General features: G+C 62.1%; 29 protein-coding genes and 1 riboswitch. Of the genes, 10 read left to right on the forward strand and 19 right to left on the reverse strand.

What is annotated here, in order from left to right; all coding sequences use genetic code 11:
* Nucleotides 1–8 precede the first annotated feature (8 nt).
* The 6 genes from HV822_RS14360 to HV822_RS14385 all read right to left on the reverse strand — a co-directional run bounded on the left by HV822_RS14360 (nucleotide 9) and on the right by HV822_RS14385 (nucleotide 4,784).
* Entirely contained in the window at nucleotides 9–1,661 is a 1,653-nt protein-coding gene (locus tag HV822_RS14360) for an acyl-CoA dehydrogenase family protein (RefSeq protein ID WP_238870838.1), read from the reverse strand.
* Nucleotides 1,658–2,296, reverse strand: a complete 639-nt coding sequence (locus HV822_RS14365) for a TetR/AcrR family transcriptional regulator (RefSeq protein WP_238870839.1) — start codon at nucleotides 2,294–2,296, stop codon at nucleotides 1,658–1,660. Before HV822_RS14365 ends, HV822_RS14360 begins: the two co-directional genes overlap by 4 nt.
* A gap of 128 nt (nucleotides 2,297–2,424) precedes the next feature.
* Nucleotides 2,425–2,595 carry a DUF2788 domain-containing protein gene (locus HV822_RS14370; RefSeq protein WP_090475018.1) on the reverse strand — a complete coding sequence of 57 codons (171 nt, stop codon included), beginning with the start codon at nucleotides 2,593–2,595 and terminating at the stop codon, nucleotides 2,425–2,427.
* Nucleotides 2,596–2,706: 111 nt separating this feature from the next.
* Nucleotides 2,707–3,195, reverse strand: coding sequence for an Lrp/AsnC family transcriptional regulator (locus HV822_RS14375; protein ID WP_238870840.1), 489 nt, complete (start codon nucleotides 3,193–3,195; stop codon nucleotides 2,707–2,709).
* Nucleotides 3,196–3,498: 303 nt separating this feature from the next.
* Nucleotides 3,499–4,380, reverse strand: a complete 882-nt coding sequence (locus HV822_RS14380) for a cation diffusion facilitator family transporter (RefSeq protein WP_238870841.1) — start codon at nucleotides 4,378–4,380, stop codon at nucleotides 3,499–3,501.
* Nucleotides 4,377–4,784 (reverse strand): polyribonucleotide nucleotidyltransferase, encoded by a 408-nt coding sequence (locus HV822_RS14385; protein ID WP_238870842.1) that lies wholly within the window; start codon nucleotides 4,782–4,784, stop codon nucleotides 4,377–4,379. Before HV822_RS14385 ends, HV822_RS14380 begins: the two co-directional genes overlap by 4 nt.
* Nucleotides 4,785–4,896: 112 nt before the next feature.
* Between HV822_RS14385 and hrpB the strand changes: the two genes are divergently transcribed.
* From hrpB to HV822_RS14400, 3 genes are all read left to right on the forward strand, one after another.
* On the forward strand, nucleotides 4,897–7,434 hold the full coding sequence (gene hrpB / locus HV822_RS14390) for an ATP-dependent helicase HrpB (RefSeq protein ID WP_238870843.1): 2,538 nt from the start codon (nucleotides 4,897–4,899) through the stop codon (nucleotides 7,432–7,434).
* A 68-nt stretch (nucleotides 7,435–7,502) separates the two neighbouring features.
* A complete protein-coding gene (locus HV822_RS14395) occupies nucleotides 7,503–8,522 on the forward strand; it encodes a class I SAM-dependent methyltransferase (protein WP_238870844.1) in 1,020 nt (339 codons plus the stop codon).
* Between the two features lie 26 nt (nucleotides 8,523–8,548).
* Nucleotides 8,549–8,669, forward strand: a riboswitch (yybP-ykoY riboswitch).
* 88 nt (nucleotides 8,670–8,757) lie between these two features.
* On the forward strand, nucleotides 8,758–9,330 hold the full coding sequence (locus HV822_RS14400; RefSeq protein WP_238870845.1) for a TMEM165/GDT1 family protein: 573 nt from the start codon (nucleotides 8,758–8,760) through the stop codon (nucleotides 9,328–9,330).
* Between the two features lie 2 nt (nucleotides 9,331–9,332).
* On the opposite strand, the gene HV822_RS14405 is transcribed toward HV822_RS14400, so the two are convergent.
* Both HV822_RS14405 and HV822_RS14410 read right to left on the reverse strand, forming a co-directional pair.
* On the reverse strand, nucleotides 9,333–10,274 hold the full coding sequence (locus tag HV822_RS14405) for a sensor domain-containing diguanylate cyclase (protein ID WP_238873619.1): 942 nt from the start codon (nucleotides 10,272–10,274) through the stop codon (nucleotides 9,333–9,335).
* 83 nt (nucleotides 10,275–10,357) lie between these two features.
* Nucleotides 10,358–10,576, reverse strand: coding sequence for a hypothetical protein (locus HV822_RS14410; RefSeq protein WP_238870846.1), 219 nt, complete (start codon nucleotides 10,574–10,576; stop codon nucleotides 10,358–10,360).
* Nucleotides 10,577–10,790: 214 nt separating this feature from the next.
* Between HV822_RS14410 and HV822_RS14415 the strand changes: the two genes are divergently transcribed.
* On the forward strand, nucleotides 10,791–12,032 hold the full coding sequence (locus HV822_RS14415) for an ABC transporter substrate-binding protein (protein WP_238873620.1): 1,242 nt from the start codon (nucleotides 10,791–10,793) through the stop codon (nucleotides 12,030–12,032).
* Nucleotides 12,033–12,080: 48 nt separating this feature from the next.
* On the opposite strand, the gene HV822_RS14420 is transcribed toward HV822_RS14415, so the two are convergent.
* The 5 genes from HV822_RS14420 to HV822_RS14440 all read right to left on the reverse strand — a co-directional run bounded on the left by HV822_RS14420 (nucleotide 12,081) and on the right by HV822_RS14440 (nucleotide 16,032).
* Nucleotides 12,081–13,124, reverse strand: coding sequence for an ArsA family ATPase (locus HV822_RS14420; protein WP_396265168.1), 1,044 nt, complete (start codon nucleotides 13,122–13,124; stop codon nucleotides 12,081–12,083).
* The gene (locus tag HV822_RS14425) at nucleotides 13,115–13,396 is read right to left on the reverse strand and encodes a cory-CC-star protein (RefSeq protein WP_238870847.1); all 282 of its coding nucleotides are present in this window, start codon (nucleotides 13,394–13,396) and stop codon (nucleotides 13,115–13,117) included. The genes HV822_RS14420 and HV822_RS14425 overlap by 10 nt, the downstream gene beginning before the upstream one ends.
* Nucleotides 13,386–15,071 (reverse strand): carbon starvation CstA family protein, encoded by a 1,686-nt coding sequence (locus tag HV822_RS14430; RefSeq protein ID WP_238870848.1) that lies wholly within the window; start codon nucleotides 15,069–15,071, stop codon nucleotides 13,386–13,388. The genes HV822_RS14425 and HV822_RS14430 overlap by 11 nt, the downstream gene beginning before the upstream one ends.
* A 131-nt stretch (nucleotides 15,072–15,202) precedes the next feature.
* A complete protein-coding gene (locus tag HV822_RS14435; RefSeq protein WP_238870849.1) occupies nucleotides 15,203–15,796 on the reverse strand; it encodes a LysE family translocator in 594 nt (197 codons plus the stop codon).
* Nucleotides 15,796–16,032 (reverse strand): DUF1272 domain-containing protein, encoded by a 237-nt coding sequence (locus HV822_RS14440; protein ID WP_238870850.1) that lies wholly within the window; start codon nucleotides 16,030–16,032, stop codon nucleotides 15,796–15,798. The genes HV822_RS14435 and HV822_RS14440 overlap by 1 nt, the downstream gene beginning before the upstream one ends.
* A gap of 114 nt (nucleotides 16,033–16,146) precedes the next feature.
* Here HV822_RS14440 and HV822_RS14445 point away from each other — a divergent pair, with 114 nt between their 5' ends.
* Together HV822_RS14445 and chrA are read left to right on the forward strand one after the other, a co-directional pair.
* Complete coding sequence (locus HV822_RS14445; protein WP_238870851.1) at nucleotides 16,147–16,797, forward strand: DsbA family oxidoreductase; 651 nt, start codon at nucleotides 16,147–16,149, stop codon at nucleotides 16,795–16,797.
* 63 nt (nucleotides 16,798–16,860) lie between these two features.
* The gene (chrA, locus tag HV822_RS14450; protein ID WP_238870852.1) at nucleotides 16,861–18,192 is read left to right on the forward strand and encodes a chromate efflux transporter; all 1,332 of its coding nucleotides are present in this window, start codon (nucleotides 16,861–16,863) and stop codon (nucleotides 18,190–18,192) included.
* An 18-nt stretch (nucleotides 18,193–18,210) separates the two neighbouring features.
* Here chrA and HV822_RS14455 read toward each other — a convergent pair whose 3' ends face one another.
* Both HV822_RS14455 and HV822_RS14460 read right to left on the reverse strand, forming a co-directional pair.
* On the reverse strand, nucleotides 18,211–18,867 hold the full coding sequence (locus HV822_RS14455; RefSeq protein ID WP_238870853.1) for a 7-cyano-7-deazaguanine/7-aminomethyl-7-deazaguanine transporter: 657 nt from the start codon (nucleotides 18,865–18,867) through the stop codon (nucleotides 18,211–18,213).
* A gap of 177 nt (nucleotides 18,868–19,044) precedes the next feature.
* The gene (locus tag HV822_RS14460) at nucleotides 19,045–19,851 is read right to left on the reverse strand and encodes a M48 family metallopeptidase (RefSeq protein WP_238870854.1); all 807 of its coding nucleotides are present in this window, start codon (nucleotides 19,849–19,851) and stop codon (nucleotides 19,045–19,047) included.
* Between the two features lie 111 nt (nucleotides 19,852–19,962).
* Between HV822_RS14460 and HV822_RS14465 the strand changes: the two genes are divergently transcribed.
* Together HV822_RS14465 and HV822_RS14470 are read left to right on the forward strand one after the other, a co-directional pair.
* Nucleotides 19,963–20,109, forward strand: coding sequence for a hypothetical protein (locus HV822_RS14465; RefSeq protein WP_238870855.1), 147 nt, complete (start codon nucleotides 19,963–19,965; stop codon nucleotides 20,107–20,109).
* A 128-nt stretch (nucleotides 20,110–20,237) separates the two neighbouring features.
* On the forward strand, nucleotides 20,238–22,373 hold the full coding sequence (locus HV822_RS14470; protein ID WP_238870856.1) for a methyl-accepting chemotaxis protein: 2,136 nt from the start codon (nucleotides 20,238–20,240) through the stop codon (nucleotides 22,371–22,373).
* On the opposite strand, the gene HV822_RS14475 is transcribed toward HV822_RS14470, so the two are convergent.
* From HV822_RS14475 to HV822_RS14485, 3 genes are read right to left on the reverse strand one after another with little or no spacing between them, the layout of a single operon-like run.
* Nucleotides 22,358–23,008: an SOS response-associated peptidase gene (locus tag HV822_RS14475; protein WP_238870857.1), complete on the reverse strand. Its 651-nt coding sequence runs from the start codon at nucleotides 23,006–23,008 to the stop codon at nucleotides 22,358–22,360. The genes HV822_RS14470 and HV822_RS14475 overlap by 16 nt on opposite strands.
* Nucleotides 23,005–23,265, reverse strand: coding sequence for a putative signal transducing protein (locus tag HV822_RS14480; protein WP_238870858.1), 261 nt, complete (start codon nucleotides 23,263–23,265; stop codon nucleotides 23,005–23,007). The genes HV822_RS14475 and HV822_RS14480 overlap by 4 nt, the downstream gene beginning before the upstream one ends.
* Nucleotides 23,266–23,267: 2 nt before the next feature.
* Nucleotides 23,268–23,462, reverse strand: a complete 195-nt coding sequence (locus tag HV822_RS14485; protein ID WP_238870859.1) for a CPXCG motif-containing cysteine-rich protein — start codon at nucleotides 23,460–23,462, stop codon at nucleotides 23,268–23,270.
* Nucleotides 23,463–23,577: 115 nt separating this feature from the next.
* On the opposite strand from HV822_RS14485, the gene HV822_RS14490 reads away from it, so the two are divergent.
* On the forward strand, nucleotides 23,578–24,726 hold the full coding sequence (locus tag HV822_RS14490) for a 1-acyl-sn-glycerol-3-phosphate acyltransferase (protein ID WP_238870860.1): 1,149 nt from the start codon (nucleotides 23,578–23,580) through the stop codon (nucleotides 24,724–24,726).
* Nucleotides 24,727–24,729: 3 nt separating this feature from the next.
* Here HV822_RS14490 and HV822_RS14495 read toward each other — a convergent pair whose 3' ends face one another.
* Nucleotides 24,730–25,005 carry a hypothetical protein gene (locus HV822_RS14495; protein WP_238870861.1) on the reverse strand — a complete coding sequence of 92 codons (276 nt, stop codon included), beginning with the start codon at nucleotides 25,003–25,005 and terminating at the stop codon, nucleotides 24,730–24,732.
* 271 nt (nucleotides 25,006–25,276) lie between these two features.
* Between HV822_RS14495 and HV822_RS14500 the strand changes: the two genes are divergently transcribed.
* A complete protein-coding gene (locus tag HV822_RS14500) occupies nucleotides 25,277–25,738 on the forward strand; it encodes an outer membrane lipoprotein (protein WP_238870862.1) in 462 nt (153 codons plus the stop codon).
* Nucleotide 25,739: the final 1 nt, after the last annotated feature.

Consider the following 25,739-nt stretch of genomic DNA (forward strand, 5'->3'; position numbering starts at 1 on the left):
GGCCGCTTCTACAGCGTTGCCGGCGTGGAGCGGGCGACCAGGGCTTCGACATCCAGGCCACGCGGCAGGGTGCCGTAAGCCTGGCCGTGCTGGCCCAGTCGGCTGGCAATGAACGCATCTGACACGGCGCTGTTACCGGCTTCGAGCAGCAGCTTGGCCTGCAGCGCGGTGGCGACATCTTCGGTGAGCTGGCGGGCGCGATACTGGATGTCGTCGGTGTCGGCAAACTGCTGTTTGATGCGTTCGATGCGTTGCTTGAGGGCGCTGGAGCCGTGGCCATCGCCCAGTTCGATAAACAGCGCATCGAGTACGCCGGGCTCCTTGGACAGCGCACGTAACACGTCCAGACACTGGACATTGCCCGAGCCTTCCCAGATGGAGTTGACCGGAGCCTCACGGTACAGGCGGGGGAGGATGGTTTCTTCAACATAACCCGCGCCGCCGAGGCATTCCTGCGCCTCGTTGATCATGCCGGGGGCGCGCTTGCAGATCCAGTACTTGCCGATGGCGGTGACCAGCCGGGCGAACTTGTCTTCCTGTTCGTCATGCGCATGATCCAGCGCCTTGCCCATGCGCATGGTCAGGGCGAGTGCCGCTTCGCTCTCCAGCGCCAGGTCAGCCAGCACGTTCTGCATCAGTGGCTGCTCGTTCAGTACGCGAGTGCCCACGCAGCGGTGCGCGCAGTGGTGCGCGGCCTGGGTCAGCGCCTGGCGCATCAGCGAGCTGGAGCCGATCATGCAGTCAAAGCGCGTCAGCGAGACCATCTCGATGATAGTGGGTACGCCGCGGCCTTCTGCGCCAATCATCCAGGCCAGCGCGCCACGGTACTCAACTTCACTGGAGGCGTTGGCCCAGTTGCCCAGCTTGTTTTTCAGGCGCTGTATGTAAAATTCATTGCGAGTGCCGTCCGGGCGGTGACGCGGCAACAGGAAGCAGCTCAGGCCCTTGTCAGTATGGGCCAGGGTCAGGAAGGCGTCGCACATGGGGGCCGAACAGAACCATTTGTGGCCGACCAGCTCATAGGCCTGACCAGGGCCGCCTGCGCCGACCGGGTAGGCGCGGGTGGTGTTGGCACGCACATCGGTGCCGCCCTGTTTCTCGGTCATCGCCATGCCAATGGTGGCGCCGGTTTTCTGTTCAATCGGCAGGTTGCGCGGGTCGTACTGGCGCGACAGGATCTTGGGCAGCCAGTGTTCTGCAATCTCGGGCTGCAGGCGCAAGGCCGGTACGCAGGCAAAGGTCATGGTCAGCGGGCAGCTGGTGCCGGCCTCAGCCTGATTGTGCAGGTACATGGTGGCGGCGCGCGCGACCTGCGCGCCAGGTCGCGGGTCAGTCCAGGGGGCGCTGGTAATGCCGGCGGCAATGCCGGCAGCCATCAGCTCGTGGTAGGCCGGGTGAAACTCGACCAGATCGATGCGATGGCCGTAGCGGTCGTGGCTTTTGAAGACCGGCTTGTTCTCGTTGGCCAGAAAGCCTGCGTGCATCAGTGCATCGCCGGCCTGCTGACCATAGGCGTTGAGCTGGGCGTCAGCCCAGTCACCCTGATAGCGGCGCACCCACTCTTGCAGCGGCAGGTCAGCGCGGTACAGGTTGATGCCCTCCAGCGGCGGCACCTGATTGATGACGTCATGGGTTTCGGCGTACTGATGCAGCTGGGTCATGGGACCTCCTTGGCGTTGATGGCGCGCAGACAAAAGCGAATGATGGCCAGAGTGACGGCCTCAAGGGTCTCGCTGGGCAGGCCGCTTTCGCGGTCAGCGCGGGCCTGCGGTGACAGTGGGCCGACCAGCGACTCGGCAATGGCGCCAACCACACAGGCGGCGGTCAGCGGGATGTTTTCGACGGCAAAGCTGCCGTCGGCATTGCCCTCAACCAGTAGTGCGCTGTACAGCGTGGCATAGGCTTGACGGTAGTAAAGCCGCTGGGTTTCGACCTCTTCCTCGGCGGGTTCGGCGATCAGCGCGTAGGCCAGCTGGCGGCTGTGCCAGGCGCGCGCGGCAAACTGCGTAAGACCGCTCTTGAGGCGGTCTACTGCGCGGCCGGGGCCCTGAAACTCGCGCTTGAGGGTTTCCAGCTCAATGCGGGTGGCCTTGACGAAGACATCGGCGGCTAGCGCGCCCTTGCCCGGGAAATGCCGGTAAAGGCTACCGGTGGCAACGCCGGCAGCGCGCGCCAGGCCGCTCATGGTCAGGTTGCTGAAGCCGTTATCGGCAACCTGTTGCAAGGCGCAGTCGAGAATGTGTTCACGCAGCGCCTGGTCGCGCTCGATGCGCTGGGCGGTGGTGCGGTAGGCCATGCGCTGTATCCTGTATTGTTCTTGTGGATCTGCTGCGCGGCCGATGGGGGCGTGCAGCAGATCTTTAGTGAATCAGGATTCAGACTTTGGGGCAGCGGGGATAATAGCCAGAAAAGCGGCTGAATTGGTCAGTGTTCGACCACCATGATCAGGACTTCCTTGATCACAAAGGCCAGCACGCCAAGGCCAAGGGCAAAAAACAGCACCGCGGTGCCCCAGCGCCCGGCCTGAGATTTTTTTGCCAGGTCCCAGACGATAAAGCCCATAAAGGCAACGAGGCCAAAAATCATCAGGGGCATGGCGATGGCTTCGAACTGATCGTAAGTCACAGGCGACTCCGGTTAGAAAGAGGGGGCGACAGTATAACGGCTCTGCTGTCTGGCCGGGCACTGTCTGAGCCGCCCAATGTCTTACCGCGAGCCGAGGTGCTTGAGCGGGAGTTCGGTACTGCCGATGATCTGGTTGAGTACAAAACTGGAGCGTACGCTGGAAACGCCCTCGATGCGCGTCAGGGTACCAAGCAGCAGTTGCTGATAGTGCTCCATATCGGGGACGACCACTCGCAGGTGGTAGTCGGCGTCCATGCCGGTGACCAGGCAGCAATCAAGCACCTCCGGGCACTGCCCAATGACCTTCTCGAAACCGGCAAAGCGTTCAGGGGTATGGCGGTCCATGCCGATCATCACAAAGGCGGTTAGCTTTAGCCCCAACTTGGCTGGATCGAGCAGGGCGACCTGTCGCCTGATTAGTCCACTTTCTTCCAGCTGCTTGACCCGTCGCGAGCAGGGCGAAGGAGACAGGCCGATGCGCTCAGCCAGCTCCTGATTGCTGATGCGGGCGTCATGTTGCAGGGCTGCGAGGATCTTCAGGTCGTAGCGATCGAGGTGAAGAGTGTCCATTATTTTTCCTGATTGCTGGAGTTTGTTATTTTTTAGTTATTTATTGCGCACATGGCAAGCATTTGTGCAAAAAGAGGGAATTAATGGCGGGCGGGTCGCGATACCATGTTCAACAGATTCAGCCAGAGCCGGTCGTCCAGATCGCTACGTCCACAAGGCGAAGCGGAGCCACAGCATCCAGAAGGTGTGAGGCAAGCCGGTTACCCAGCCCACAAGGCAAGGGAGTAAGGAACCACCCCAAGAGGATGGCACAGGACGTATAAAAGGCGAGCTGCCCCGCAGGCAGCTCGCCTTTTTGTTTTTTTAGGCCGGGTCCTTGTGGACCAGCACGTCAGCTTGCGGAAAGCGTGTGCTGATGGCCAGGCGAACCTGCTCGCCGCGTTCATGAGCTTGCGCCAGGGTGAGTGACGCCGGTAGCTCCAGATGCAGCTGCATGAACCAGTGCTGGCCGGACTGACGAGTGCGCAGGTCGTGCACGCCCACTACGTCCGGGACGTTGCGCGCCAGCGCAAGTGCTTCGTTGCGGACCTCGTCCGGCAGCTCGTGGTCCATCAGAATCTGAACGGCGTGGATGCCGATGCGCACAGCACCATAGCCGATGAAGAGCGCTACACCAGCCCCGAACAGGGCGTCGGCGTGCTGTATACCCAGTTGAGCCAGCAGTAGGGCTGCGATGATGCTCAGGTTAAGCAGCAGATCGGAGCGGTAGTGCAGGGCGTCAGCGCCAACGGCGGTGGACTGGGTGTGTCTGATGACGTGGTGTTGCACCGCCAGCAGCCCCAGGGTGGCAGCTATCGAAAACAGCATTACCGCGATGCCGGACCACGGGTCGTCGACCGCGGTGGGGTGCAGCAAACGGTCAATCCCCTGCAGCAACACCAACAAGGCCGAGCCTGTGATGAAAGCGGATTGGGCAAGACCTGCCAGCGCCTCGGCCTTGCCATGACCAAAGCGGTGCTCGCGGTCAGCGGGTTTCAGGGCATAGGCCACAGCGACCAGGTTGATCAGCGAGGCCGCACCGTCCATCAGCGAGTCGATCAGACCGGCCAGCAGGCTGACTGAGCCGGTCTGCAGCCAGGCTAGCGTTTTTAGGCCGATCAACAGCAGCGCGACCGCCACCGAGGCGCGTGTTGCCAAACGCAGCAGACGTGCGCGTTCCTCGCTACTGACGGTCGGCTTGCTCACGCGCGCGGGGGTTGGCCCAGCAGGGCAAGCTCTTGCGGACCAGGCTCGATCTGGCGGGCATTGTCCAGCGGCAGGCTCAGACCCAGCTCCTGCTGCAGAATGCCTTGCAGCGCCTGACGGTCAACCTGGCGATCGGCGTCAACAGCCGGTTGCAGCTTTTCCGGCGCCACGCTGTAGCGGCCGTTGGGCAGGTAAATGGCACCAGTGGCAAAGTCTACGCCAAAGGCAACCAAGCCGGGGATGATGTAGAACAGCAGGCCAATGCCGTTGAGGATGGCCACGCCGGGGTCGATCTGGCCGCTGATCTGGCCGCGCCGTTCGGGGTAGAAAAGCGAGCCGCAGGCGCTCAGTTGCGTCAGCAGCGTACCGGCCAGAACGAGGGAAACAACGGGTTTCAAGCGCATGGTCTACCTTTCGTAGGAGCGAATGTCTGCTGGCAAGAATAGCGCGGCCCGGCGGATGACGGAAAGCCTGCCACCGCTATAATGCCGGCTCATTTTCTGCTGTTGCCAAACCATGTCCGAACTTCCTGTCCTCCAGATACTACCTGACTTGCAACAGGCGCTTGCGCAGCATGATGCGGTGGTGCTGCAGGCGCCACCGGGTGCCGGTAAAACCACCCAGGTGCCTTTGGCATTGCTGCAATGTGACTGGCTGGCCGGGCAAAAAATCGTCCTGCTGGAGCCGCGCCGCCTGGCCGCCAGAGCCGCCGCTGAACGGCTTGCAGAGTTGCTGGGTGAGCCGGTTGGCCAGACCGTTGGCTATCGCATCCGGCTGGAGAGTCGTGTCAGCGCCGCGACTCGCATCGAAGTGGTTACCGAAGGGATCTTGCAGCGCATGTTGCAGGATGATCCGGAACTGCCTGGTGTTGGCGTGGTGATCTTCGATGAATTTCACGAGCGTAGCCTGGATGCTGACCTGGGGTTGGCGCTGTGCGTGCAAACCCAGCAATACCTGCGCGACGACCCGCCGCTGAAGCTGTTGGTGATGTCGGCAACGCTGGATGCCCAGGGGGTTAGCAGCTTGCTGGATGACGCGCCGATCATTACCAGTGAAGGGCGCCAGTACCCGGTGGATATTCGCTATGACGCACCGGCCACCTTGGGTCGGTCCAACGACGCTGAAGTTGTGCGAACCGTGCTGCGTGCAGTGCACGAAGAGTCGGGTAGCGTGCTGGTGTTTCTGCCGGGCATGGCGGAGATTCGGCGGGTGCTGGCGCGGTTGGAGGAGGCGTTGGGCGATCAGCCGAACGTGCTGCTCACGCCGTTGTATGGCGACCTGGATTTGGCCGCCCAGCGCCGTGCGATTGCGCCAGCGCCCGAGGGTAAGCGCAAGATCGTGCTTGCCACGGCGATTGCCGAGACCAGTTTGACCATCGAAGGCATTCGTGTGGTGGTGGACGCGGGGCTGTCGCGTGAGGCGGCCTTTGATCCGTTGTCCGGCATGAGCGCGCTGCAGACCCGCCGGGTTTCCCGCGCAGCGGCGGAGCAGCGTGCCGGCCGTGCCGGACGACTGGAGCCTGGCGTGTGCTATCGCCTCTGGTCTGCCCAGCAGCATGAGCAACTGGCCGCCCAGCGTGAGGCGGAGATACTGCAGGCTGACCTTGCGCCGCTGGCCTTGCAGCTGGCCCAGTGGGGCGTGCAGCAACCCGATGAACTCGTCTGGTTGGACCCGCCCCCTTCAGCTGCGCTGGCGCAGGGGTGCGAACTGCTGGAGGGCTTGGGTGCCTTGGTGCGCGATGGCGCCAACTGGCAGCTGACAGAGCATGGTCGCGTGCTGGCTGGTTTGCCTATGCACCCCCGGCTGGCGCACATGCTGGCTGAAGGGCAGCGCCTTGGTCTGGGCGAGCTGGCCGCGCGCATTGCCGCGGTGGTGGATGAGCGGGACCTGCTGCGCCGCGCCGACAACGCTGATCTCAGCCGCCGCCTTGGCCTGTTTGACGACCCGCGCGGCGCGGATGTAGATCGCGGCGCGTTGCAGCGGGCCAAGCGATTGGTGGAGCAATGGAAACGTTTGCTGAGCCGACTGCCGTGTACCGACCCGGTGAGCGACCCGCAGAGTGACGACTGGCATGGTGTGCTGCTGGCGCTGGCCTACCCCGACCGTATTGCCCAGCGCCGCAGCGCTGCGGGTTCAGACTACCGCCTGGCCAATGGTCGCTCCGCCGGGTTTGCCGATGTCGACCGCCTGCAGCAAAGCGAGTGGCTGGCGATTGCTGCACTAGGCGGGCAGGGTGGGCAACGTCAGGCGCGCATCTTTATGGCCGCCGAGCTGAACGTCGAGCGTCTGCTGACGGTGGAGCCGGGCATGCTACAGGTACGCGATACGCTTGAATGGGACAGTCGCACCGAAACCCTGATGGCCGAGCGGCAGGAGCGCATCGGTGAGCTGGTCTGGTGCCGCAAGGCGCTGCCCAATGTGGCGCCGGAGCAGCGTCAGCGTGCGCTCTGTGATGTGGTGCGGCGTCAGGGCATCAACCTGCTGCCATGGAAGCCGGAGCAGCGCCAATGGCAGGCGCGCGTTATGCTGCTGCGCGAGCTGGATCTGGCGCAAGGTGCTGACAGCCGCTGGCCGGACCTGTCGGACGAGGTCTTGCTCGCCAGCCTGGAAGACTGGCTGGCGCCATATCTGGATAAGGTCAATCGACTGGCTCACTTCGCCAATCTTCAGCTGGGCAACATCCTCGCCGGATTGCTGCCTTGGCCGCTGCCCAAGGAGCTGGACGAACAGGCGCCGACCCACTGGACGGTGCCGACCGGCTCGCGGATTCGCATCGACTACAGCGAGACACCACCGGTGCTCGCGGTACGCCTGCAGGAGATGTTTGGCAGCGCTGATACGCCACGCATCGCCGGAGGGCGACAGGCGCTCAAGCTGCATCTGTTGTCACCGGCGCAGCGCCCGGTGCAGGTTACCCAAGACCTCGCCGGCTTCTGGCAGGGCAGTTATGCCGAGGTAAAGAAGGACATGAAGGGCCGCTATCCCAAACACTACTGGCCGGATGACCCGCTGCAGGCTGAGCCCACCCGCCGTGCAAAGCCGCGCGGCACCTGAAATTGATCAGTGCTTCCTTAGATTGGTACATCCCTTACAATGCGCCCCTTTGATCAGCGGAGACTCCGATGGACAACACCAGCCAGATTCTTGAGCGCAGTGCCGAGCTGTTCAGTGGTCAGCGCCTGCTGTTGGTCAATCCGGCGGCCGATGGGCTGACGCGCAGCCTGTCGGCTGACTGGACGCTGTGGAGCTGGGATTACGCCGCCGCTCGCGGTCTGGCCGCTGGGCTGCCGGAAGATCGATTGGTGTTCTCGCATCTGTGCCCGCCAGTAACTGATCTGGACGCGGCGATTTTGGTCATGCCCAAGGCGATCGAGCGCGCTGAATATGCGCTGGCGCAGATGTTGCCGCTGCTGGCGCAGGGCAAGACGGTCTATCTGGTAGGCGAGAAAAAGGGCGGCATCACCCGTGCCGAGAAGCTGCTGGGCCGCTACGGCGCGCAGCCTCAAAAGCTTGACTCGGCGCGCCATTGTCAGCTCTGGCGGGTGGTGGTCGATCAGCCGGTTGCGCCGTTCGTGCTGGAAGACTGGCTGCAGCAGTATGAATTGACGGTCGATGACCAAGCCCTGCACCTGGTCAGCCTGCCCGGGGTGTTCAGTCATGGTCGCCTGGACGAAGGCAGTGAGCTGCTGTTGGCCGAGCACCGAGCGCTGCCTGAGGGGCGTGTGCTGGACTTTGGCTGCGGCTCCGGTGTGCTGTCGGTGGCGATGGCGCGGCGCAATCCGGGCTGCCGGTTCGAGCTGGTGGATATCGATGCGCTGGCAATCTACTGTGCCGGGCAGACGCTGGCGCTCAACGGCATTGAGGCCGAGGTGTATGCCTCGGATGGGCTGAGTGATGTGCATGGGCGCTTTGTGGCCGTGATCAGCAATCCGCCGTTCCATACTGGTATCCGCCAGGACACCAGCATTGCCGAGCGCTTTTTCAATCAGGTGACGCGCAATCTGCTGCCGCGCGGCGAGTTGCGTATCGTGGCTAATGGCTTTCTACGCTATCCGCCGTTGATCGAGGAGCATATTGGCCCTTGCCATGTGCTGCGCGAAAACAACCGCTTCAAGGTCTATTCGGCGGTCGCTCCGGGTTGATTGCGCTGCGACCTGTCGCTATAGTTGCGGCCGTCTTAGGGGAGTAGCCTCCTTGCAAGCGCCTGCTTGCACCGGCAAACGTCAACATAATTGATCCGCAGATCATGGCGTTTGCGACCCTCCACCGCCCTGTGCGGTATCGGGTTTGACGAGACCTATGACATACACGTACCAGCCGAGGGCGGGGGTGCGCGTGTGTCATTGGTAACTCAACCCGCCCTCTGTTGGAAAATCCGTGGACGCTTTTTTCGTTTCAACCGGGATTGTCACGCTGGCAGAGATCGGCGACAAAACCCAACTGCTGGCGTTGATGCTGGCCGCACGTTTTCGCCGCCCCTGGCCCATTATCTGGGGCATTCTCGTTGCAACCATCGTCAATCACGCGCTGGCTGGTGCGTTGGGTCAGCTGTTGGCCGAGTATCTGACGGACGCTTGGCAACATGCCGTTTTGGCAGTGTCGTTCTTGGTGGTGGCTGCCTGGGCGCTTATTCCGGACAAGCTGAGCGCCGATGAGGCACCGCAGAGCAGTCGCTATGGCGCCTTTCTGGTCAGTTTGGTAGCGTTTTTTCTGGCGGAGATGGGGGACAAAACCCAGGTCGCAACCGTGGTGCTGGCGGCGCAGTTTGACGCCTATTTGTGGGTGGTAATGGGCACCACCCTGGGCATGTTGATAGCCAACGTGCCGGTGGTTGTGCTCGGCCAGGTGGCGGCTCAGCGGCTGCCGCTTGCGATGATCCGGCGTGTCACCGCGATGGCCTTTCTGGCGCTCGGGCTCTACTCGGCCTGGCAGTTGCTGCAGCTTCAGTAGCGTTAGCTGTTGGTAATGCTGCGATTGCGACCCTGCTCTTTGGCTTGATACAGGCGGCGATCCACTGCGTCTAGGAAGTCGCGTGGATCGTCCTGCTGGCTGGGCACGGCCGTACCTATGCCCATACTGATGGTGAGAATCTGACTGACTGGTGAGGTGGCGTGGACAATCTGCTCCTTGAACAGCAGCGCCCGGCATCGTTCAGCGACCCGCTCAGCCGCCTTGGCATCAGTCTCCGGCAGCACCAGAATAAATTCCTCGCCGCCGTAGCGGGCAAAGAAGTCCCGCGAGCGCGCGGCTGCGCCGCTGAGCACTTTGGCAACCCGCTTGAGGCAGTCGTCGCCGGCGATGTGCCCGTAGTGATCGTTGTATTGCTTGAAGTAATCGATATCGAGCAGGATCAGCGACAGGGGCTGACCAGTGCGCCGGGAGTTGGTCCACTCCAGCTGCAGGATCGAGTCGAACATGCGTCGGTTGGCGACGCCGGTCAGGCCGTCCTTGAAAGACAGTTCTTCCAGCTCTCGCTGCAGGGACTTGAGTTTTTCCTCGGTCTTCTTGCGTTCGCTGATGTCGAACATGAAACCGATGAGTGCCTCTACCTCGCCGTTCTCGTCCCGTGCTACATGTACCACGTCGCGTATCCAGACGTAATCTCCGTCGGCGGTCAGCGCCCGGTAGTCTGCTTCATGGTCCGTACCGGACTGTGACTGGGAAACGCAAAAGTTGACCACCCACTCCCGATCCTCCGGGTGCATCCGGGTGGCCCAGTCATCCACGCTTAGCCAGCTGTCCTGTCGCCAGCCCAGCAACTGCTCGATCTGCGGGCCAATGTACGTGAAGGCCATGGTCTTCCAGTCGATCTTCCACGGAATGGCCTTGGTCGATTCCAGCAGTGTTTTATACACCGCACTGTCTTGGGCAATTTCGATCGCGATGTTGTTCATCATGGCGTCTCTTCTGGGCAAGGTTGGCAGTCAGTTACTGATACCAGTTAGCAGGTGTCATGCCAAGTGGCCATGGCGCTCGGTCACGTTGGCGGTTGTGTGCCCGCAAGGCTGCGCTGCGCCCGCTGATACAGCGCCATCAGCTGGTCCGGCAGGGTCTGGCCAACCCGCGCGCCCACCGGGTTCTCGCGTAGTGACAGGTCAATAAAGAACGGGTTGATATTGCGCAGTTGGTCAATCTTGTCCTGCGCTCCCGCGAGAATCGCGTGGGCGTTGCTAAGCGTGTTGTCGATGGTCGACATCGGCATAACCTTCCGTGGAGTGTCAACTCTTGTGTATAGCACTCCCAAGTCGGCCTTGCCACCGCGCCTGGTCGCCGAGTGCGACCAAAGCACACTGCCGGTTGTCATCTTGCTGTGTTACCTATGACCTGGATCAGCACCTTCACCGAACCCAAAACCCATACTCTGTGCTGCCGATTCAAGGATGTCCGTCATGAGCTCTGTTATTGCCCGCGTGTCCCGTTGCCTGCTGCCTTCTTTACTGTTGTGCTGGAGCAATTTTGCCTTCGCTGCCGAGCCTATCGCCCTTGGCCTGAACCTGCCGCGCACCGGGCAATATGCGCAGGAGGGGCTGATGCAGATGCGTGGGGCGCTGTTGGCGGTGGACCAGATCAATCAGGCGGGCGGCGTGCTGGGACGGCCATTGACGTTGCTGGAGCGGGATTCGGCGTCTAACCCTGAGCGGGCGCGACGTAACGTCGACGAGCTGGCAGACGACGGGGCGCGGATGCTGTTTGGTGGTGCCTCCAGTGCGGTAGCCATTGCGGCCGGGCAGCGCGCTCGCGAGCGTGGTCTGCTGTACTTCGGCACGCTGACCTACTCCAACGACACCACCGGCGCAGCCGGGCATCGCTACATGTTCCGCGAGAGCTACAACGCCTGGATGGCGGCGCGGGTGCTGTCGGCCCAATTGCAGGAGCAGTTTGCCGGCAAGCGTTACTACTACGTGACCGCTGACTACACCTGGGGGCATAGCACTGAGCAATCGATGCGCCACTTTACCGACACTGCGTCTGCCGAGACCCATGGCGCGACCCTGGTGCCCTTTCCGAATGCGTCGCTACGTGAGCTACGCGAGGCGCTGCAAAAAGCTAAGGAAGCCGAGCCGGAGGTGTTGGTGCTGGTACTGTTTGGTGAGCAGATGGTCAAGGCAATGGGCATTGCCCGGCAGCTTGGCCTTGAGAATGTGCAGATTGTGGTGCCCAACCTCACCCTGAGTATGGTCGAGCAGGCCGGCCCGGCGGTAATGGCCGGTGTGATGGGCGCGGTGCCTTGGGCCTGGAATGTGCCGCAGCAGTTTGACTATCCGCGTGGTGAGGCCTTTGTCAGTGAGTTTGTTGAGCGCTACGAAACCTACCCCTCCAGCTCGGCAGCCTCGGCTTACAGCATTGTTTATCAGTGGGCGGATGCGGTGAGCCGTGCGGGCTCGCTGGACAGCGAGACGCTGATTCGCGCACTGGAAGGGCATAGTTACCAGCTGCTGAAAGACGCCCAGACCTGGCGAGCCTTTGATCACCAGAACCTGCAGACGGTGTACGCCGTGCGCATCAAGCCGCGTACTGAGGTGATGGCTGACCCGCTGCGACAGGACTATTTCGAGATCCTGGGCTCGCTGTCGGGCGAGCAGGCTGCGCAGACCCTGGAGCAATGGCAGCAGGTACGCCGTGAGGCCGGGCAGCCGCAGAGCCTGCAGTAGGGCTGGCGCCTTGCAGGCTGCAATCGACCATCAAGCCTAGCGGCGGGCCTAGAAACCCTGCGCCGCCAGCAGTGCGGCGACCTGCTCAAGGGCGGGGATATCCTGCACGTCGGTCTCCAGCCAGGGCAGCTGCGGGCGCGGCAGTGCGGCAAAGGAGGCTTCGATCTGTTGCAGGTACTGGGCCTCCTGGTCACGACGGCGCTGCAAAAAGGCGCCATCGGCTTCGGCCGGAATGACGCGGTTTACCAAGGTGGCGACCACCGGGATACCCGCGTTACTGAGCGCCATGACTGCGCGTTCGGTTTCCAGAATGGGCAGGCGCTCCGGTGTAAGCACGAACATGAAGCCGCTCAGCGCCGGGTCTTCCAGCTGGCGCCGGGCCTGGTGAAACAGGCGGCGGCGGGTGCGCAGGGTGTCGGCCACATCGCGGCTGCGTTTGTCCAGCCCGCTGAGTTGGTCTTCGTTGGGGTCGGACAGCGGGTTTGCCAGGTCGCGTCCGCTGCGCGGTGTCAGGTGCTGCAGAACCTTGCTCAGCTCGGCGGATTTGCGGTTGTGGCTGAGCAGGCCGTCGGTCCAGGCGGCCATGGCCTCGGGGAGTGTCAGCAGGCGCAGGGTGTGGCCGGTGGGCGCAGTGTCGAAGATGATCAGATCGTAGGCGTCTGGAGGGGCGGTTACCAGCCGGGCGATGCGCTCCAGCAGGGCCGCCTCCTGGGTGCCGGGTGAGTGACGGGTCAGCTGCATCTGCCGGGTTAGCTCTTTGAGCATGTCGGGTGACGCCAGTTTGCGCATCTGCTCGGTAACCCTGGCCAGATGGGCGTCGACTTCGGCGTCCGGGTCGATTTCCATGGCGTCGAGGTTGGGTAAAAGGCGGCGCGGGCTGTCATCCAGACTACGTGCAAAGACGTCGCCCAGGCTGTGAGCAGGGTCTGTGGATACCACCAGGCAGCGCTTGCCGCGCTGGGCGGCCAGTACGGCGAGGGCAGCTGAGACAGTGGTCTTGCCGACACCGCCCTTGCCGCCGACCCAGATCAGGCGGCGTTCCAGCAGGTTGGAAAGGTTGGATGAAATAACGTGTCTCCTGATCAGCAGCAGCGGAAATGGTCCAGCGGCGAGTGTTCCATGCCCATGCGGCGGTGCCAGTCGTGGAAGCGCTCCAGCAACAACGGCTGCAGCTCCAGCGTGTAGTAGGACGCGGGGTTGGGCACGCCCATCATTTCGCTAAACACCAGCAGCATGAACAGGTCATCGTGGTCCCGGCGACTGCGGGCAATGGCGCCGCGGTAGCGCGCGCTGTAGCTCTCTTCAAGAAAGAAACGGGCCTGGCTAAGCCAGGCCCGCCAGTTGTCACCGCGTTCAGCTGGCATCGGATTGTTCGGCCGCCGCCAGTGCACGGTGGCGTTTCAGTGCTGCGGCGCACTCCAGCGCCACCAGAATGGCGGCCACCAGCACCACGATATCCAGCCCCAGCAGGAAGTAGTTCTCCTGTTCAAAGAAGGTCTTGAGCTGCAGCACCAGGGCCAGCACGGTCATGATCAGCAGGAAGCACAGCGGCAGCAGGGTGTACCACATGGGGCGGCGCATGTGCACCAGCATCACAGTGATCACCAGCAGGGTCAGACCGGCCAGCAGCTGATTGGTGGTGCCGAACAGTGGCCAGATGATCATGCCGCCCGAGCCGTCTGCACCGCCCGCGCCAAAGGCGAGCAACAGACAGGAGCCGATGGCCAGGAGGGTCGCCGGCAGCGGCTTTTTCATCCACTGCTGGTTATAGATTTCACCCCACTCCTGGAAAATGTAGCGTTGCAGGCGCAGACCAGTATCCATGGTCGTGCCGGCAAACAGCGCTGCCATCACGGTCAGCAGGGTTGCAGCGGTTACTTCCGGCAGGCCCAGGCCGTTGTGGATGACATAAGCGCCGCCCTGCACGAAAGCCGTCACGCCGCCTTGGCCAAAGGCCGAGTACATGGCTTTCCAGTCAGTCAGGCTGGCAAAGCCGGCGCAGGCCACGAGAATGGCCGCCAGTGACAGGCAGCCTTCACCGATGGCGCCAAAGTAACCGACAAAGCGCGCATCGGTTTCCTTGTTCAGCTGCTTGGAAGTGGTGCCTGAGGCGACCAGGCCGTGGAAACCGGAAATGGCCCCGCAGGCAATGGTCACGAACAGCAAGGGCAACAGCGACGGGGTGCCGGCGGGCACATCGTTGTTGATCATGGGGGCCACCAGCACCGGGTTGAGCAGGGCGATGGCGCCATAGAGGATCAGCAGCCCTACAAACAGTTGCAGGCCGTTGATGTAGTCACGCGGTTGCAGCAGCATCCACACCGGCAGGACAGAGGCGATACCGGCATACAGGAACAGCAGCAGAATCCACACGGCGTTGCCGGACATGCCGGCTACCTCGGCCGGCATCTGGATCGGCACGCTTGGGCCGGCCCAGATCAGCGCATACAGCGCGACTACGCCAATAACCGATACCACCGGCAGGCTGATGATGCGGCGATAAATCAGCTGACCGACGATCAGCGCGACGACGATGGCGCCCCACACCGGCAGTACCGCAGTGGGGAAGTTCATCATCAGCTTGGCGATCACCACGGCGAACACCGCGTTGACCATCAGCAACACCAGGAAGATCACGATCATGAAGATGCTGCGCGCGCGCTTGCCGACCACATCGCCGGTCAGTGAGCCGACCGATTTGGCCTTGTTGCGCACACTCGCCCAGATCGCGCCCATGTCGTGCACGCCAGCGAAAAAGATAGTGCCCATGACCACCCAGAGGAAGGCGGGCAGCCAGCCCCAGATCACGGCAATGGCGGGGCCAACGATGGGCGCGGCGCCGGCGACAGAGGTGAAGTGGTGCCCCCAGAGCACAAAGCGGTTGGTCGGGACAAAGTCGATGCCATCCTCAAACTCGTGCGCCGGCGTGCGGAAGTCCGGGTCGAGTCGATAAATGTGTTTGGCAATGAAACGCGAGTAAACGAGGTACCCGAGGGACATCATGACCAGCCCGATCAGCAGAAGGATCGCTGCGCTCATGGGGTGAGGCTCCTGTACGGTTGGATCTTGTTTTAAGCGCTTTGCCTTTGTCTCAGGCAAAGCGCTTACTACTATAGTTCAGTGCGCCAGCAAGCGTGCTACGACTTATGTCTAGGGTGGGCGTGGGGCCTTCAGCGACTGGCGAGCCACAAACCGCATCCGATCATCAAACCGCCGCCCAGTTTACGCGCACCGGGCCGACCCAGCGGCCGGGAAAGGCGGCTACCGAGCACGGCGTACAGCCCCTTGACCAGCAACAGCGCGACAGCAGTGGTGCCCAGTACCTGCAGACATAGCAGCGGCGACAGTGGGGCGGTGACAAATAATGGAAAGAAGCTGGCATAAAACACCAGCGCTTTGATATCGCTCAGGGTCAACATTAGCCCGGCCAGCAGGCTGGCACCCCAGTTGCCTGCAGCGTTAGGTATTGGGCGGGTTGTCGGCTGCCTGTGCCAGAGCGTCCAGCCAAACCAGATCAGATAGGCCGCCGCCAGCCAGCGCAGCAGCTGGAACAGGGAGCCAAGGCTCTCCATTGCTGCCTGCCAGCCGGCCAGTGCCAGTGCGGCTAGCAGCAGGTCTGCGAGGGTAATTCCCGCTGCGGCAGCCAGGCCGTGGCTGATACCCCGCTCGGCGCTGCGAATCACCACCAAGGCAACGCTGCTGCTGGGTAGCATCGCGAGGGCAACCAGGGCCAGAAACAGTGACAGCCAGGCTGCAAGGCTCATCAGCGGTCATGCACCTTGCGTACGCGCTCGCTACTGGCAGGATAGCGCTGCAGCAGTGACGTGGGTCGAATAGGGCGGGTGACAAGATCTCCGCCGCAGTTGGGGCAGCGGCCGGCGAAGCGTTGCTGGGCGCAGTCGCGGCAGAAGGTGCATTCAAAGCTGCAGATCATGGCGTTGCCGGCATCGGCCGGCAGGTCCGTGTCGCAGCACTCACAGTTGGGGCGTAATTGCAGCATGGCGAATTCTGAGGGTGGAGTTATTCGTTGTTATAGCAGCGGCTGATGCGCGGTGAAAGTTGCCTGGCAAGGGTATACGCTGACGGCTGACTTCTTACAGATGCGAGCAAGCCCATGCCAAGCCTGACCATTGATATCATTTCCGACATCGCCTGCCCTTGGTGCGCCATCGGCTATGCCCGCCTGGAACAGGCACTGACCGCGCTAGAGGGTGAGATTGAAGGGCGCGTTGAGTGGCATGCCTTTGAGCTCAACCCGGACCCGAATCAGCGACCCATGCCGATCGTCGAGGCGCTGTCGCGCAAATACGGCCGCACGGAAGCCGAGATGCGGGCGGCGCAGGACAACATGATCCGTATCGCCACCGACCTGGGGCTGAACTTTACCCACATGCAGGAACGCAGCACCGCCAACACTTTTGATGGCCACCGGCTGGTCAAGTGGGCGGCCGAGCACGGCCGGCAGACGGCGATGAAGCAGGCGCTGTTCGATGCCTACTTTGGTGAAGCCAAGAACGTCAGCGATAAAGACGTCTTGCTGGAGGCGGTGGGCGCGGCCGGGTTGGATACGGCGGAGGCTGAGCAGGTGCTGGACAGTGACCGCTTTGCCGATATCGTGCGCGCCGATGAGGCAAAGTGGCAGCAAGCCGGTATCTCGTCGGTGCCGGCTTTTGTGATTAATGGCCGCTATCTGATCTCGGGTGCGCAGGAGCCGGACTATCTTGTGCAGGCCTTGCGCGAGGTGGCGAGCGAGTCTGCGGGCTAGTGCAGTCATTTTGCAATCTTGTGACAGCATACTGACTGGCATCTACGCTCGGATAGTGACTTCATGACCCACGAGAATCCAGCCCCGGCCAGCCTGCGCTCGGCGTTTGCGTTCTGGCTCAAGCTCGGTTTTATCAGTTTTGGCGGCCCGGCTGGGCAGATTGCCTTGATGCACGAGGAGCTGGTGAGCCGGCGGCGTTGGCTGTCGGAGCGGCGGTTTTTGCATGCGCTGAACTATTGCATGCTGCTGCCCGGCCCGGAGGCGCAGCAACTGGCGACTTACCTGGGTTGGCTGTTGCACCGCACCTGGGGCGGCGTGGTGGCAGGGCTGCTGTTTATTCTGCCTTCGTTGGGTTTGTTGATATTGCTGGCGTGGGTCTATCTGGTGTTCGGTCAGGTGCCCTGGGTGGCTGGTCTGTTCTATGCGATCAAGCCGGCGGTCGTGGTGATTGTGTTCCAGGCCGCCTGGCGCATTGGCGGCCGGGTGCTGCGTAACCGCTGGCTCTGGTTGATTGCCGCTGCGGCCTTTGTGGCCATATTCGCGTTGCGGCTACCATTTCCTCTGATCGTGCTGGGCGCTGCACTGGCCGGAGCGCTGGGCGCGCGTTGGCGGCCCGCAGCTTTTAGCGCCGGTGGCGGTGACTCGGTATCCGCATCTGCTGCGCCGGCGCTGATTGATGACCACACTCCGACCCCTGAACACGCGCGCTTTAGCCGTATGCGGTTGCTGCGATTGCTGTTGGTGGGGGCGCTGCTCTGGTGTCTGCCAATGTTGGTTTTGACGGCAAGCGTAGGTTGGGACGGCACCCTGACTCAGATGGCCTGGTTCTTCACCAAGGCGGCGCTGCTGACCTTTGGTGGTGCCTACGCGGTGCTGCCCTACGTGTACCAGGGCGCGGTGGTGCAGTTCGGCTGGCTTTCTCCACTGCAGATGATCGATGGCCTGGCGTTGGGCGAGAGTACGCCGGGGCCGTTGATTATGGTCGTAGCCTTTGTGGCCTTTGTCGGTGGCTATCTGGGACAGGTACTGGGGCCAGATCAACTGCTGGCCGGCGGCGCGCTGGCGGCACTACTGGTGTGCTGGTTTACCTTTCTGCCGTCCTTTGTGTTTGTGCTGGGCGGTGCGCCGTTGATTGAGGCAACCCGCGGTGAGCTGGGCTTTAGCGCGCCTTTAACAGCGGTCAGTGCAGCCGTGGTGGGGGTGATTCTGAATCTGGCGTTGTTCTTTGCCTGGCACGTTTTCATGCCCCAGGGCGTGGGCCCTGACTGGTTGGCTTTGGGCATTGCCGTGGTGGCGGCGACCTTGGTGTTCTGGCGCGGCTGGACGGCCCTGCAGACCCTGCTGCTGTGTGGCGCAGCAGGTCTGCTGTTGGGCGTCGTCGGCTGGCTGCCCTGAGTCTCTGGCAGGTCTGGTTCAGGCCGCGCTGGGGGCCGCCGGGCCGCCGAGGCGGTTGAGCAGGCTGCGCAGCAGCACACCGTACAGCGGCAGGAACAGCAACAGGCTGATGATCAGCTTGATGACGTAATCCACGGTGGCAATCTCAACCCAATGCTCGGCCATGAAGGGGTTGCTGCTGTGCCAGAAGGCCACTGAGAAAAACGCGAAGGTGTCGGCCAGGTTGCCGAGCACGGTCGACAGGCTCGGCGCAATCCACCAGGCTTTGATGCGGCGCAGACGATCAAACACCTGGATATCCAGCAGTTGGCCCAGTACATAGGCTACGAAGCTGGCCAGCGAGATGCGCAGCACAAACTCGTTGAACGACAGCAGTGCGTCGATGCCCCGGTAGCTGCCTTCCTGAAATACCACCGACACGACGTAGGAAGCCACCAGCGCCGGCAGCATGACGCGCGCGATGACGCGGCGAGCGGCCTGTTTGCCGAGCAGGCGAACGGTCAGGTCGGTAGCCAGGAAAATGAACGGAAAGCTGAAGGCGCCCCATGTGGTGTGGTAGCCGAACAGGGTGATCGGCAACTGCACCAGATAGTTGCTGGCGATGATGATAGCGATGTGAAAACTGATCAGCAGTGCAAGCGCGCGGCGCTGCATGCCGGACGTAAGTGCGGTCATGGTCTGTCCTTTTTACGATTCGGACCGGTTGGTCCGCCGTTTTGTCAAATGGGGTGAGGGAACCCATGTCGTTCGGTATGAACGGCGCGCAATTCTACCGATATTGCGGCAATTGACCAGTGAATTTGCGTGCTTCCGACTGGCGGGCCCAAGGCGGGCTCGCCGCTCGGTAGGCGATTATCTGGCTGCTTCGTACAGCGCCTGTACCTGAGGAGCCGCCGCCTGCAGTGCCTGAATTCGGCCGGCAGAGGAGGGGTGGGTGCTCATGAACGCTGGCGGTTCGCCCTGAGAGGCCGCCTGCATCTTCTGCCAGAGGCTGACGGCGGCTTTCGGGTCGTAGCCGGCGCGGGCTGCCAGTTCCAGACCGATCAGGTCGGCCTCGCTTTCGTTTGAACGGCTGTTGGGCAAGGTCAGACCGTACTGCACGGCCATCTGAGCCGCCTGGTTGCCGCCTTCACCCAAGCCCAGCAGGGCGCTTGCCAGTTGCGTGCCCATTTGCGTTGCGTAGGCGCGGGAAATGGCCTCGCGGCCGTGCTCACGCAGAGCATGGGCGATCTCGTGGCCCATGATCTGGGCAATTTCGGCATCGGTTAGCTCCAGCTGGTCGATGATGCCGGAGTAGAAAAGGATCTTGCCGCCAGGGGCACAGCTAGCGTTGAGCTGGTCGTTCTTGATCAGGTTTACTTCCCAATCCCAGTTGCTGGCGTCCGGCCTGAAGTGTGGCACCTCGTTGATCAGCTTGGCCGCAATGCTGTTGAGCCGGCGTACGGTGGTGGCGTTGGTATTGAGTAGCCCCTGTTTTTTGGCTTCGGCCAAGGTCTCCTGATAAGACTCGGCCGCCATCTGGTTGACCTCATCAGATGACAGGCCACTCATCATGTACTGGGTTCGACTAACCCCAACGTTACCACCCTGGGTGGTCTGAACGCTCTGGCAGCCAACCAGCGCAACAAGTGGTAGGCAGAGAAGGAAACGCAGTCGCATGGCAGATACTTCCTTGGTGTCTGGAGAAACAGGGACCGGACGGCTGCGCTGCGTTACTACAGCGGGTGTGGCGCCGGTGACGTCAAAAGGGTAACAGACCCGGGCGGACTGTTGAAAAACTACCTGTGTTGTCATGGTCACGTTTTACGCAGCGCGGCTCAGTGCTGCCCGGCGTTGGTCGGCGGCATCCTGAATGCTGTCACCTACCGCCTGTACAGCTTCACCGACGCCGGCCACGGTATTGCAGCCGGTCAGTGACGGCTCTGGAGGTTGGACCGCAGTAAATAGCTAAAGTATTCACAACACTGCAGATTTTTCCTCGCTGGCCGATACCCCCCTTGAAGCGGTATCTTTTCACGCCCTGCTGTCCAGAATAGAGGTATTTCATGAAATTCAGGTCCATTCAGCTGTCGATCGCCGTTCTGGCCGGCGCCTGCCTGTTTATTGCGGTTGGGGTGATGACCCTGTATTCGCTCTATTCTGCCGAGCGCAACCAGGCGTTGGTGCACGAGCGCAGCCATGGACTGGCCGAAAACCTGATTGAGGATCGCCTGATGGCGATTGCTCGTGGCCAGCAGGCGCGTATCCAGCAGCGGCTGGAGTACCCGTTGACCGTGGCGGCCCAGTTGGCCCAGCTCAACAGTCTGCTCGGGCAAATTCAGGGCGATGGTATGCCGGCGCTGATGATGGGGCGTGAAGAAATGACCCGGGTCATCCGCATGACGCTGGAGCAGAACACCTCGCTGTGGGATGCCTACGTGGGCTGGGAGCCCAACTCGCTGGACAACCTGGACAGCTTTTTCGTTGGTATTGAAAGCGACGGCTACGATGGTACTGGGCGCTACATGCCGATCTGGTATCGCAATGATGACGGCAGCCTGGCGATCGAACCGCTCGGCAACATGGAGAGTAATGACCTGCTGGAAAACGGTGTGCGTGCCGGCGAGTACTACCTGTGCCCGCGCGAGACGCTGAAGGCCTGTGTGATTGAGCCCGCCCCCTATGAAGTGGGCGGACGCACCGTATTGCTGTCGTCATTCACCGTGCCCATCATCGCAGACGGTGAGTTTATGGGGGTCGCGGGCGCGGACTTGTCGATGGATTTTCTGCAGCAGCTGCTGCAGCGCAACAACCAGGATCTCTACGATGGTGCAGGACAGCAGGTGCTGGTCAGCGCTGCTGGTCGTCTGGTCGCTTACACCGGAGATGACGCGCAACCCGGCGACCCTGCCGATCGGGTGCTGAGTGCGGCGCAGCTGGAGCGTTTGAACGGTCTGAGTGATGAGCCGACGTACCTGCTTGACGAGGCGGCCGGGCGCATTGAGCTGAGCATGCCGGTGTCGCTCGGGGAAACTGAAACGCGCTGGGCATTGTTGATCAGCCTGCCACTCGATGTCGCCATGGCGGGCTTTAACCAGATGGAGTCCGAGCTGAATGACCAGCGCCAGGCCAACACCCTGTGGTTGGCCCTGATCGGGCTGCTGGTCGCGGTAGCCGGCGTGGTGGTTATGGTGCTGGTAGGGTATGGCCTGGCGCGCCCGGCGCGGGCGCTGGTCGCCATGCTGGACGACATCGCCAAGGGAGACGGTGATCTGACCAAGCGTCTGGAGGTTGACCGCGAGGATGAGCTGGGCGCCATCGCTCGCGGCTTCAATGCGTTTCTCGACAAGTTGCAGGGCATGATTCGTGAGGTGGTGGGCTCGGTGCAGCAGGTGACCGATGCCTCTGAGCACACGGCCGATATCGCCATGCGTACCAACGATGGTGTGCAGCGTCAGCTCAGCGAGATTGACCTGGTCGCTACCGCTGTGACCGAGATGACGGCGACTGCGCAGGATGTGGCGCGTAACGCCTCGCAGGCCGCCAGTGCCGCTCACAACGCCGATGGCTCGGCCAGCCATGGTCGTGAGGTGGTCAAGGCAACCTCTGAGGCCATTCAGAGCCTGTCGCAGGATATCCAGCGTGCGGTAGACAGCGTGCAAGCGCTGGCCCGTGACAGCGAGAACATCACCGGCATCCTCGACACCATCCGCGGCATCGCCGAACAAACCAATCTGCTGGCGCTGAATGCGGCCATCGAGGCGGCGCGGGCCGGCGAGCAGGGCCGTGGTTTTGCGGTGGTGGCCGATGAGGTCCGCAACCTGGCGCAGAAAACGCAAAACTCGACGGCCGAGATTCAGGCCATGATCGAGCAGTTGCAAAATGGCACCCGTGACACCGTCAAGGTCATGGAGCAAAGCCGTAACCGCACCGAGCAAAGCGTGCTGCAGGCCGAGGAGGCTGACGCGGCGCTGACGTCTATCACGCAGGCAGTGTCGGTAATCAATGATATGAACAATCAGATTGCCAGTGCAGCCGAGCAGCAGAGCGCGGTGGCCGAGGATATCAATCGCAACGTCACCACCATTGATACCGTGGCCAAGGCGGTGGCCAAGGGAGCTGATGAAGCCTCGCAGGCCAGTGGCTCACTGACCAAGCTGGCTGAGCATCAGCGTCGCCTGATTAATCAGTTCAAAGTTTGAGCAGGGCCGCTCGGGTTGCAGCAATGCGGCCCGGCGGTGGTCGGGTTGCTTACGGCGGGGTTGACCGGGTAGATCATCTCGATGCGCCCCTCGGCGTTCAGCAGCAAAGGTTGCAAGGCGCTGACGGCGGTGCGCTCGGCCAGCCAGATCGCCTGCTCGCCGCTGTTCAGTGCGGCGGGCATGCGGTCACCCAAGCGGCTGGCCAGCCCCTTGGCGGGTACGGTGATCAGCGCGCAGCTGTCCCAGAACTGCCCATCATCGAGTTGGTATCTCTCCCACAGGCCCGCCAGCGCCAGACCGCCTTCCTTTCGACGTAGATACCAGGGCTGCTTGCGGGCGCCCTGCCGCAGCCAGAGAAAGTAGCCGTCGACTGGGATCAGACAGCGCCGTTGGGCGAATGCCTGGCGGAACATCGGTTTCTCATGCAGGTATTCGGCGCGCGCAGAAAAGCTCGCGCGGCTGAGGTCGGTGAGCCAACCCGGAGTCAAATTCCACAGCGCCTGCACGCACTCCATCTGCCCGGCCTGTTTGCGCAGGATCAGCGCTGGCTTGCCCGGTGCCAGATTCCAGTTGGGTTTCCAGTCGGCGGGCAGTTGGCTATGGGGCGGGCTGAACTGGGCCAGACGCCCGCTCATGCTTGTGGCTCCCCGGCGCCTTGCCACTCATCTTCATCATTCAGCGGGCTGGCGCTAAGGTAGTCGTGAATCAGTTGCTGGCTGCGCAGCAGGTCGTCATCCTCGACCCAGAGCCCAAGCAGGTCGTGTACCGGCAGGTCGCCGATCGCCCCTTGCAGGTAACCGCCGCTGATGTGGCTGCGAATGTGATGGGCTGCCAGCATGCCCGATAGCAGGTTGGCTTCGGCAAGATCGGCCGGGCTGTAAACGCGCTGCATGCTTAGTCCTGTTCCCGGCGCAGGTCGATGTGCACTTCGTCGCTGTGTTCGTCGATCCACAGATTGACCAATATCGGCTGACAGCAGACCTGACAGTCTTCGACATAGGATTGCGCGCCGCCGGTCAGGTCCAGCAACAGGGTGATGGGCTCGCCGCAGTGGGGGCAAGCGAGGTTGGCTTCTTCCAGCGCCTGCACTGTGAATACTCCATACATTCGGGGTGTGACACAAAGTGTAGCTGCATCGTCAATCTGGCGAAACCGCAGTCACCGACGCATAATGCGCGGCTGACGACAAGACTCAGAGGGTGACATGAGCGAGTTCGAGGGTATACGCCCCTACAACGATGCCGAAGTGCCGGCCGTGCTGCAACGGCTGCTGGCCGACCAGGAACTGATGCGCATGCTGGCGGCTTATCGCCTGCCACGCTTCAATCGCCTGCTGCCGGGGCTCAGTCGACGCCTGGTGCAGGTGGCATTGCGTCGCGAGGCGCGTGGTGTGGCAACGGTGGATGATCTGCAGCAGCGGCTTGAACCCTATCTTGATCGTCTGATCGAAAACAGCACGCTGGACGTCACTTACAGCGGTCTGGACCAGCTCAGTCCGACGCAGTCGCACCTGTTTATTGCCAATCACCGCGATATCGTGATGGACCCGGCGTTCGTCAACTACGCGCTTTACCACGCCGGCCACCCGACGCCGCGTATCGCCATTGGCGACAACCTGCTGCAACGTCCGTTTGTCAGCGACCTGATGCGTCTGAACAAGAGCTTTATCGTGCATCGCTCGTTGACCGGGCGGCGCGAGAAGCTGCAGGCCTACCAGAACCTGTCTGCCTATATCAGCCACTCTATCGCCGAAGGTGAGTCCATCTGGATTGCCCAAGCCGAAGGGCGTGCCAAGGACGGGCTGGATGAGACCGACTCGGCAATCATCAAAATGTTCTGCATGAGCCGCAAGAGTGAGCCGTTCGACGAGGTGATTGCCTCGCTGAATATGGTGCCAGTGTCCATTTCCTACGAATGGGACCCGTGCGACGGCATGAAGGCTCGCGAGCTTGAACAGCGTGCTCGCACCGGCGCCTATGCCAAGGAGGCCGGAGAGGACGATCGCTCCATCGCCATGGGGCTGACCGGTTACAAGGGGAGGGTGCACGTGGCCTTCGGTACGCCGTTACCGGCGGGCATGGCCGATGCGCGAGCGGTAGTGGCCGAGGTCGATCGGCAGGTGCTTGGTAACTATCGCCTGTATGCGGCCAACTACCTGGCCTTTGAGCAACAAGAGACCTTGCCGCCGGCGCTGGCTGGTTGGCGAGACGGTTTCTCTGCGCTGGAACTGGCGCAGGAGCAACAGCGCTTCACCGCACGGCTGGACGCGCTTCCCGAGGCGCTGCGGCCGTTCTGGCTACTGCAGTATGCCAACCCGGTGCGCAGCCACCTGCGGGTGCTGGGACAGGACTGAAGGTCAGAACTGGGTACTGGTCAGCGTCAGTAATGTGGCTAACCCAAGGCAGAGGCCGCCTACACTGTAAAACAGGCGGTTGACGCGCTGATCGCGGTTTTGGCCAAGGTCGCTTTCACTGGGCGGCAGAGTGGCCAAGCGCTGACGACCCAGACTGCTGCGCAGTTGGGTGGCAATCCACAACCAGCTGCCATTGACCGCAAAGAACAGGGCGAGGGCGTTGAGCACCAGCGCCGGGTTTTCCAGGTAATACAGCCAGGCTGCCTGTAGTGGGAACACGGCAGTACCTCCGGTGTCTCGGATTCGGGCAACCAACTGGTTTTTGTAGTTTTACAGGTTACGACGAAACGCAAATAGGGAATGACGTGGCGCTGGGTGTTTCAGAGCGCCGGTTCATAAGCGCGGCCGATGTTATGCCAGGGCGCGATTGATTTCGACCCGAATTGATCATTTTCCGATCAATGGTTGTCAAAGCAAAGTAGCGGTATCGGTTTCCGGCCGTGGTGCCTTTTTCGCGGCGCTGCAGGTCGACTTCAGCGAGGTGGGTGAGATGAAAAAGCAGTCTGTTGCAATCGTGGTGTTGGGTGCGCTGCTGGCGCTGGGTGGTTGTGCGTCGTCGCTGACTGGCGATGTTTATAGTCGTGAGGATGCACGCACGCCACAGACGGTCCGCATGGGCACCGTTGAGTCGGTGCGCCTGGTGCAGATCGAAGGCACCAAAACCATCATCGGTCCGGCTGCCGGTGCCGCGATTGGCGGCGTGGCTGGTAGCACCGTCGGTGGCGGGCGCGGTAGCACCGTCGCGGCTATCGTAGGTGCTCTGGCCGGTGGTATGGCTGGCGCCGCGGCCGAGGAAGGCATCACGCGCACGCAGGGCGTGGAAATTACTGTCAACGAAGACGGCGGCTACACCCGCGCCTACGTGCAGGAAGCGGTGGAGGGGGTGAGCTTTGCGCCGGGCGAGCGTGTTCGTATCATGACGGTCAATGGTCAGTCCCGGGTGGTGAAGTAGC

The organism is Halopseudomonas maritima (assembly GCF_021545785.1).
GTDB classification, from domain to species: Bacteria; Pseudomonadota; Gammaproteobacteria; order Pseudomonadales; family Pseudomonadaceae; genus Halopseudomonas; species Halopseudomonas maritima.

Coding starts and splice junctions, on each gene's coding strand:
- HV822_RS14360 (WP_238870838.1), bottom strand. CDS start 1,661: ATGACCCAGCTGCATCAGTACGCCGAAACCCATGACGTCATCAATCAG.
- HV822_RS14365 (WP_238870839.1), bottom strand. CDS start 2,296: ATGGCCTACCGCACCACCGCCCAGCGCATCGAGCGCGACCAGGCGCTG.
- HV822_RS14370 (WP_090475018.1), bottom strand. CDS start 2,595: ATGCCCCTGATGATTTTTGGCCTCGTTGCCTTTATGGGCTTTATCGTC.
- HV822_RS14375 (WP_238870840.1), bottom strand. CDS start 3,195: ATGGACACTCTTCACCTCGATCGCTACGACCTGAAGATCCTCGCAGCC.
- HV822_RS14385 (WP_238870842.1), bottom strand. CDS start 4,784: ATGCGCTTGAAACCCGTTGTTTCCCTCGTTCTGGCCGGTACGCTGCTG.
- hrpB (WP_238870843.1), top strand. CDS start 4,897: ATGTCCGAACTTCCTGTCCTCCAGATACTACCTGACTTGCAACAGGCG.
- HV822_RS14395 (WP_238870844.1), top strand. CDS start 7,503: ATGGACAACACCAGCCAGATTCTTGAGCGCAGTGCCGAGCTGTTCAGT.
- HV822_RS14405 (WP_238873619.1), bottom strand. CDS start 10,274: ATGAACAACATCGCGATCGAAATTGCCCAAGACAGTGCGGTGTATAAA.
- HV822_RS14410 (WP_238870846.1), bottom strand. CDS start 10,576: ATGTCGACCATCGACAACACGCTTAGCAACGCCCACGCGATTCTCGCG.
- HV822_RS14425 (WP_238870847.1), bottom strand. CDS start 13,396: ATGCCAGCTGAACGCGGTGACAACTGGCGGGCCTGGCTTAGCCAGGCC.
- HV822_RS14430 (WP_238870848.1), bottom strand. CDS start 15,071: ATGAGCGCAGCGATCCTTCTGCTGATCGGGCTGGTCATGATGTCCCTC.
- HV822_RS14435 (WP_238870849.1), bottom strand. CDS start 15,796: ATGAGCCTTGCAGCCTGGCTGTCACTGTTTCTGGCCCTGGTTGCCCTC.
- HV822_RS14440 (WP_238870850.1), bottom strand. CDS start 16,032: ATGCTGCAATTACGCCCCAACTGTGAGTGCTGCGACACGGACCTGCCG.
- HV822_RS14445 (WP_238870851.1), top strand. CDS start 16,147: ATGCCAAGCCTGACCATTGATATCATTTCCGACATCGCCTGCCCTTGG.
- chrA (WP_238870852.1), top strand. CDS start 16,861: ATGACCCACGAGAATCCAGCCCCGGCCAGCCTGCGCTCGGCGTTTGCG.
- HV822_RS14455 (WP_238870853.1), bottom strand. CDS start 18,867: ATGACCGCACTTACGTCCGGCATGCAGCGCCGCGCGCTTGCACTGCTG.
- HV822_RS14460 (WP_238870854.1), bottom strand. CDS start 19,851: ATGCGACTGCGTTTCCTTCTCTGCCTACCACTTGTTGCGCTGGTTGGC.
- HV822_RS14470 (WP_238870856.1), top strand. CDS start 20,238: ATGAAATTCAGGTCCATTCAGCTGTCGATCGCCGTTCTGGCCGGCGCC.
- HV822_RS14475 (WP_238870857.1), bottom strand. CDS start 23,008: ATGAGCGGGCGTCTGGCCCAGTTCAGCCCGCCCCATAGCCAACTGCCC.
- HV822_RS14480 (WP_238870858.1), bottom strand. CDS start 23,265: ATGCAGCGCGTTTACAGCCCGGCCGATCTTGCCGAAGCCAACCTGCTA.
- HV822_RS14490 (WP_238870860.1), top strand. CDS start 23,578: ATGAGCGAGTTCGAGGGTATACGCCCCTACAACGATGCCGAAGTGCCG.
- HV822_RS14500 (WP_238870862.1), top strand. CDS start 25,277: ATGAAAAAGCAGTCTGTTGCAATCGTGGTGTTGGGTGCGCTGCTGGCG.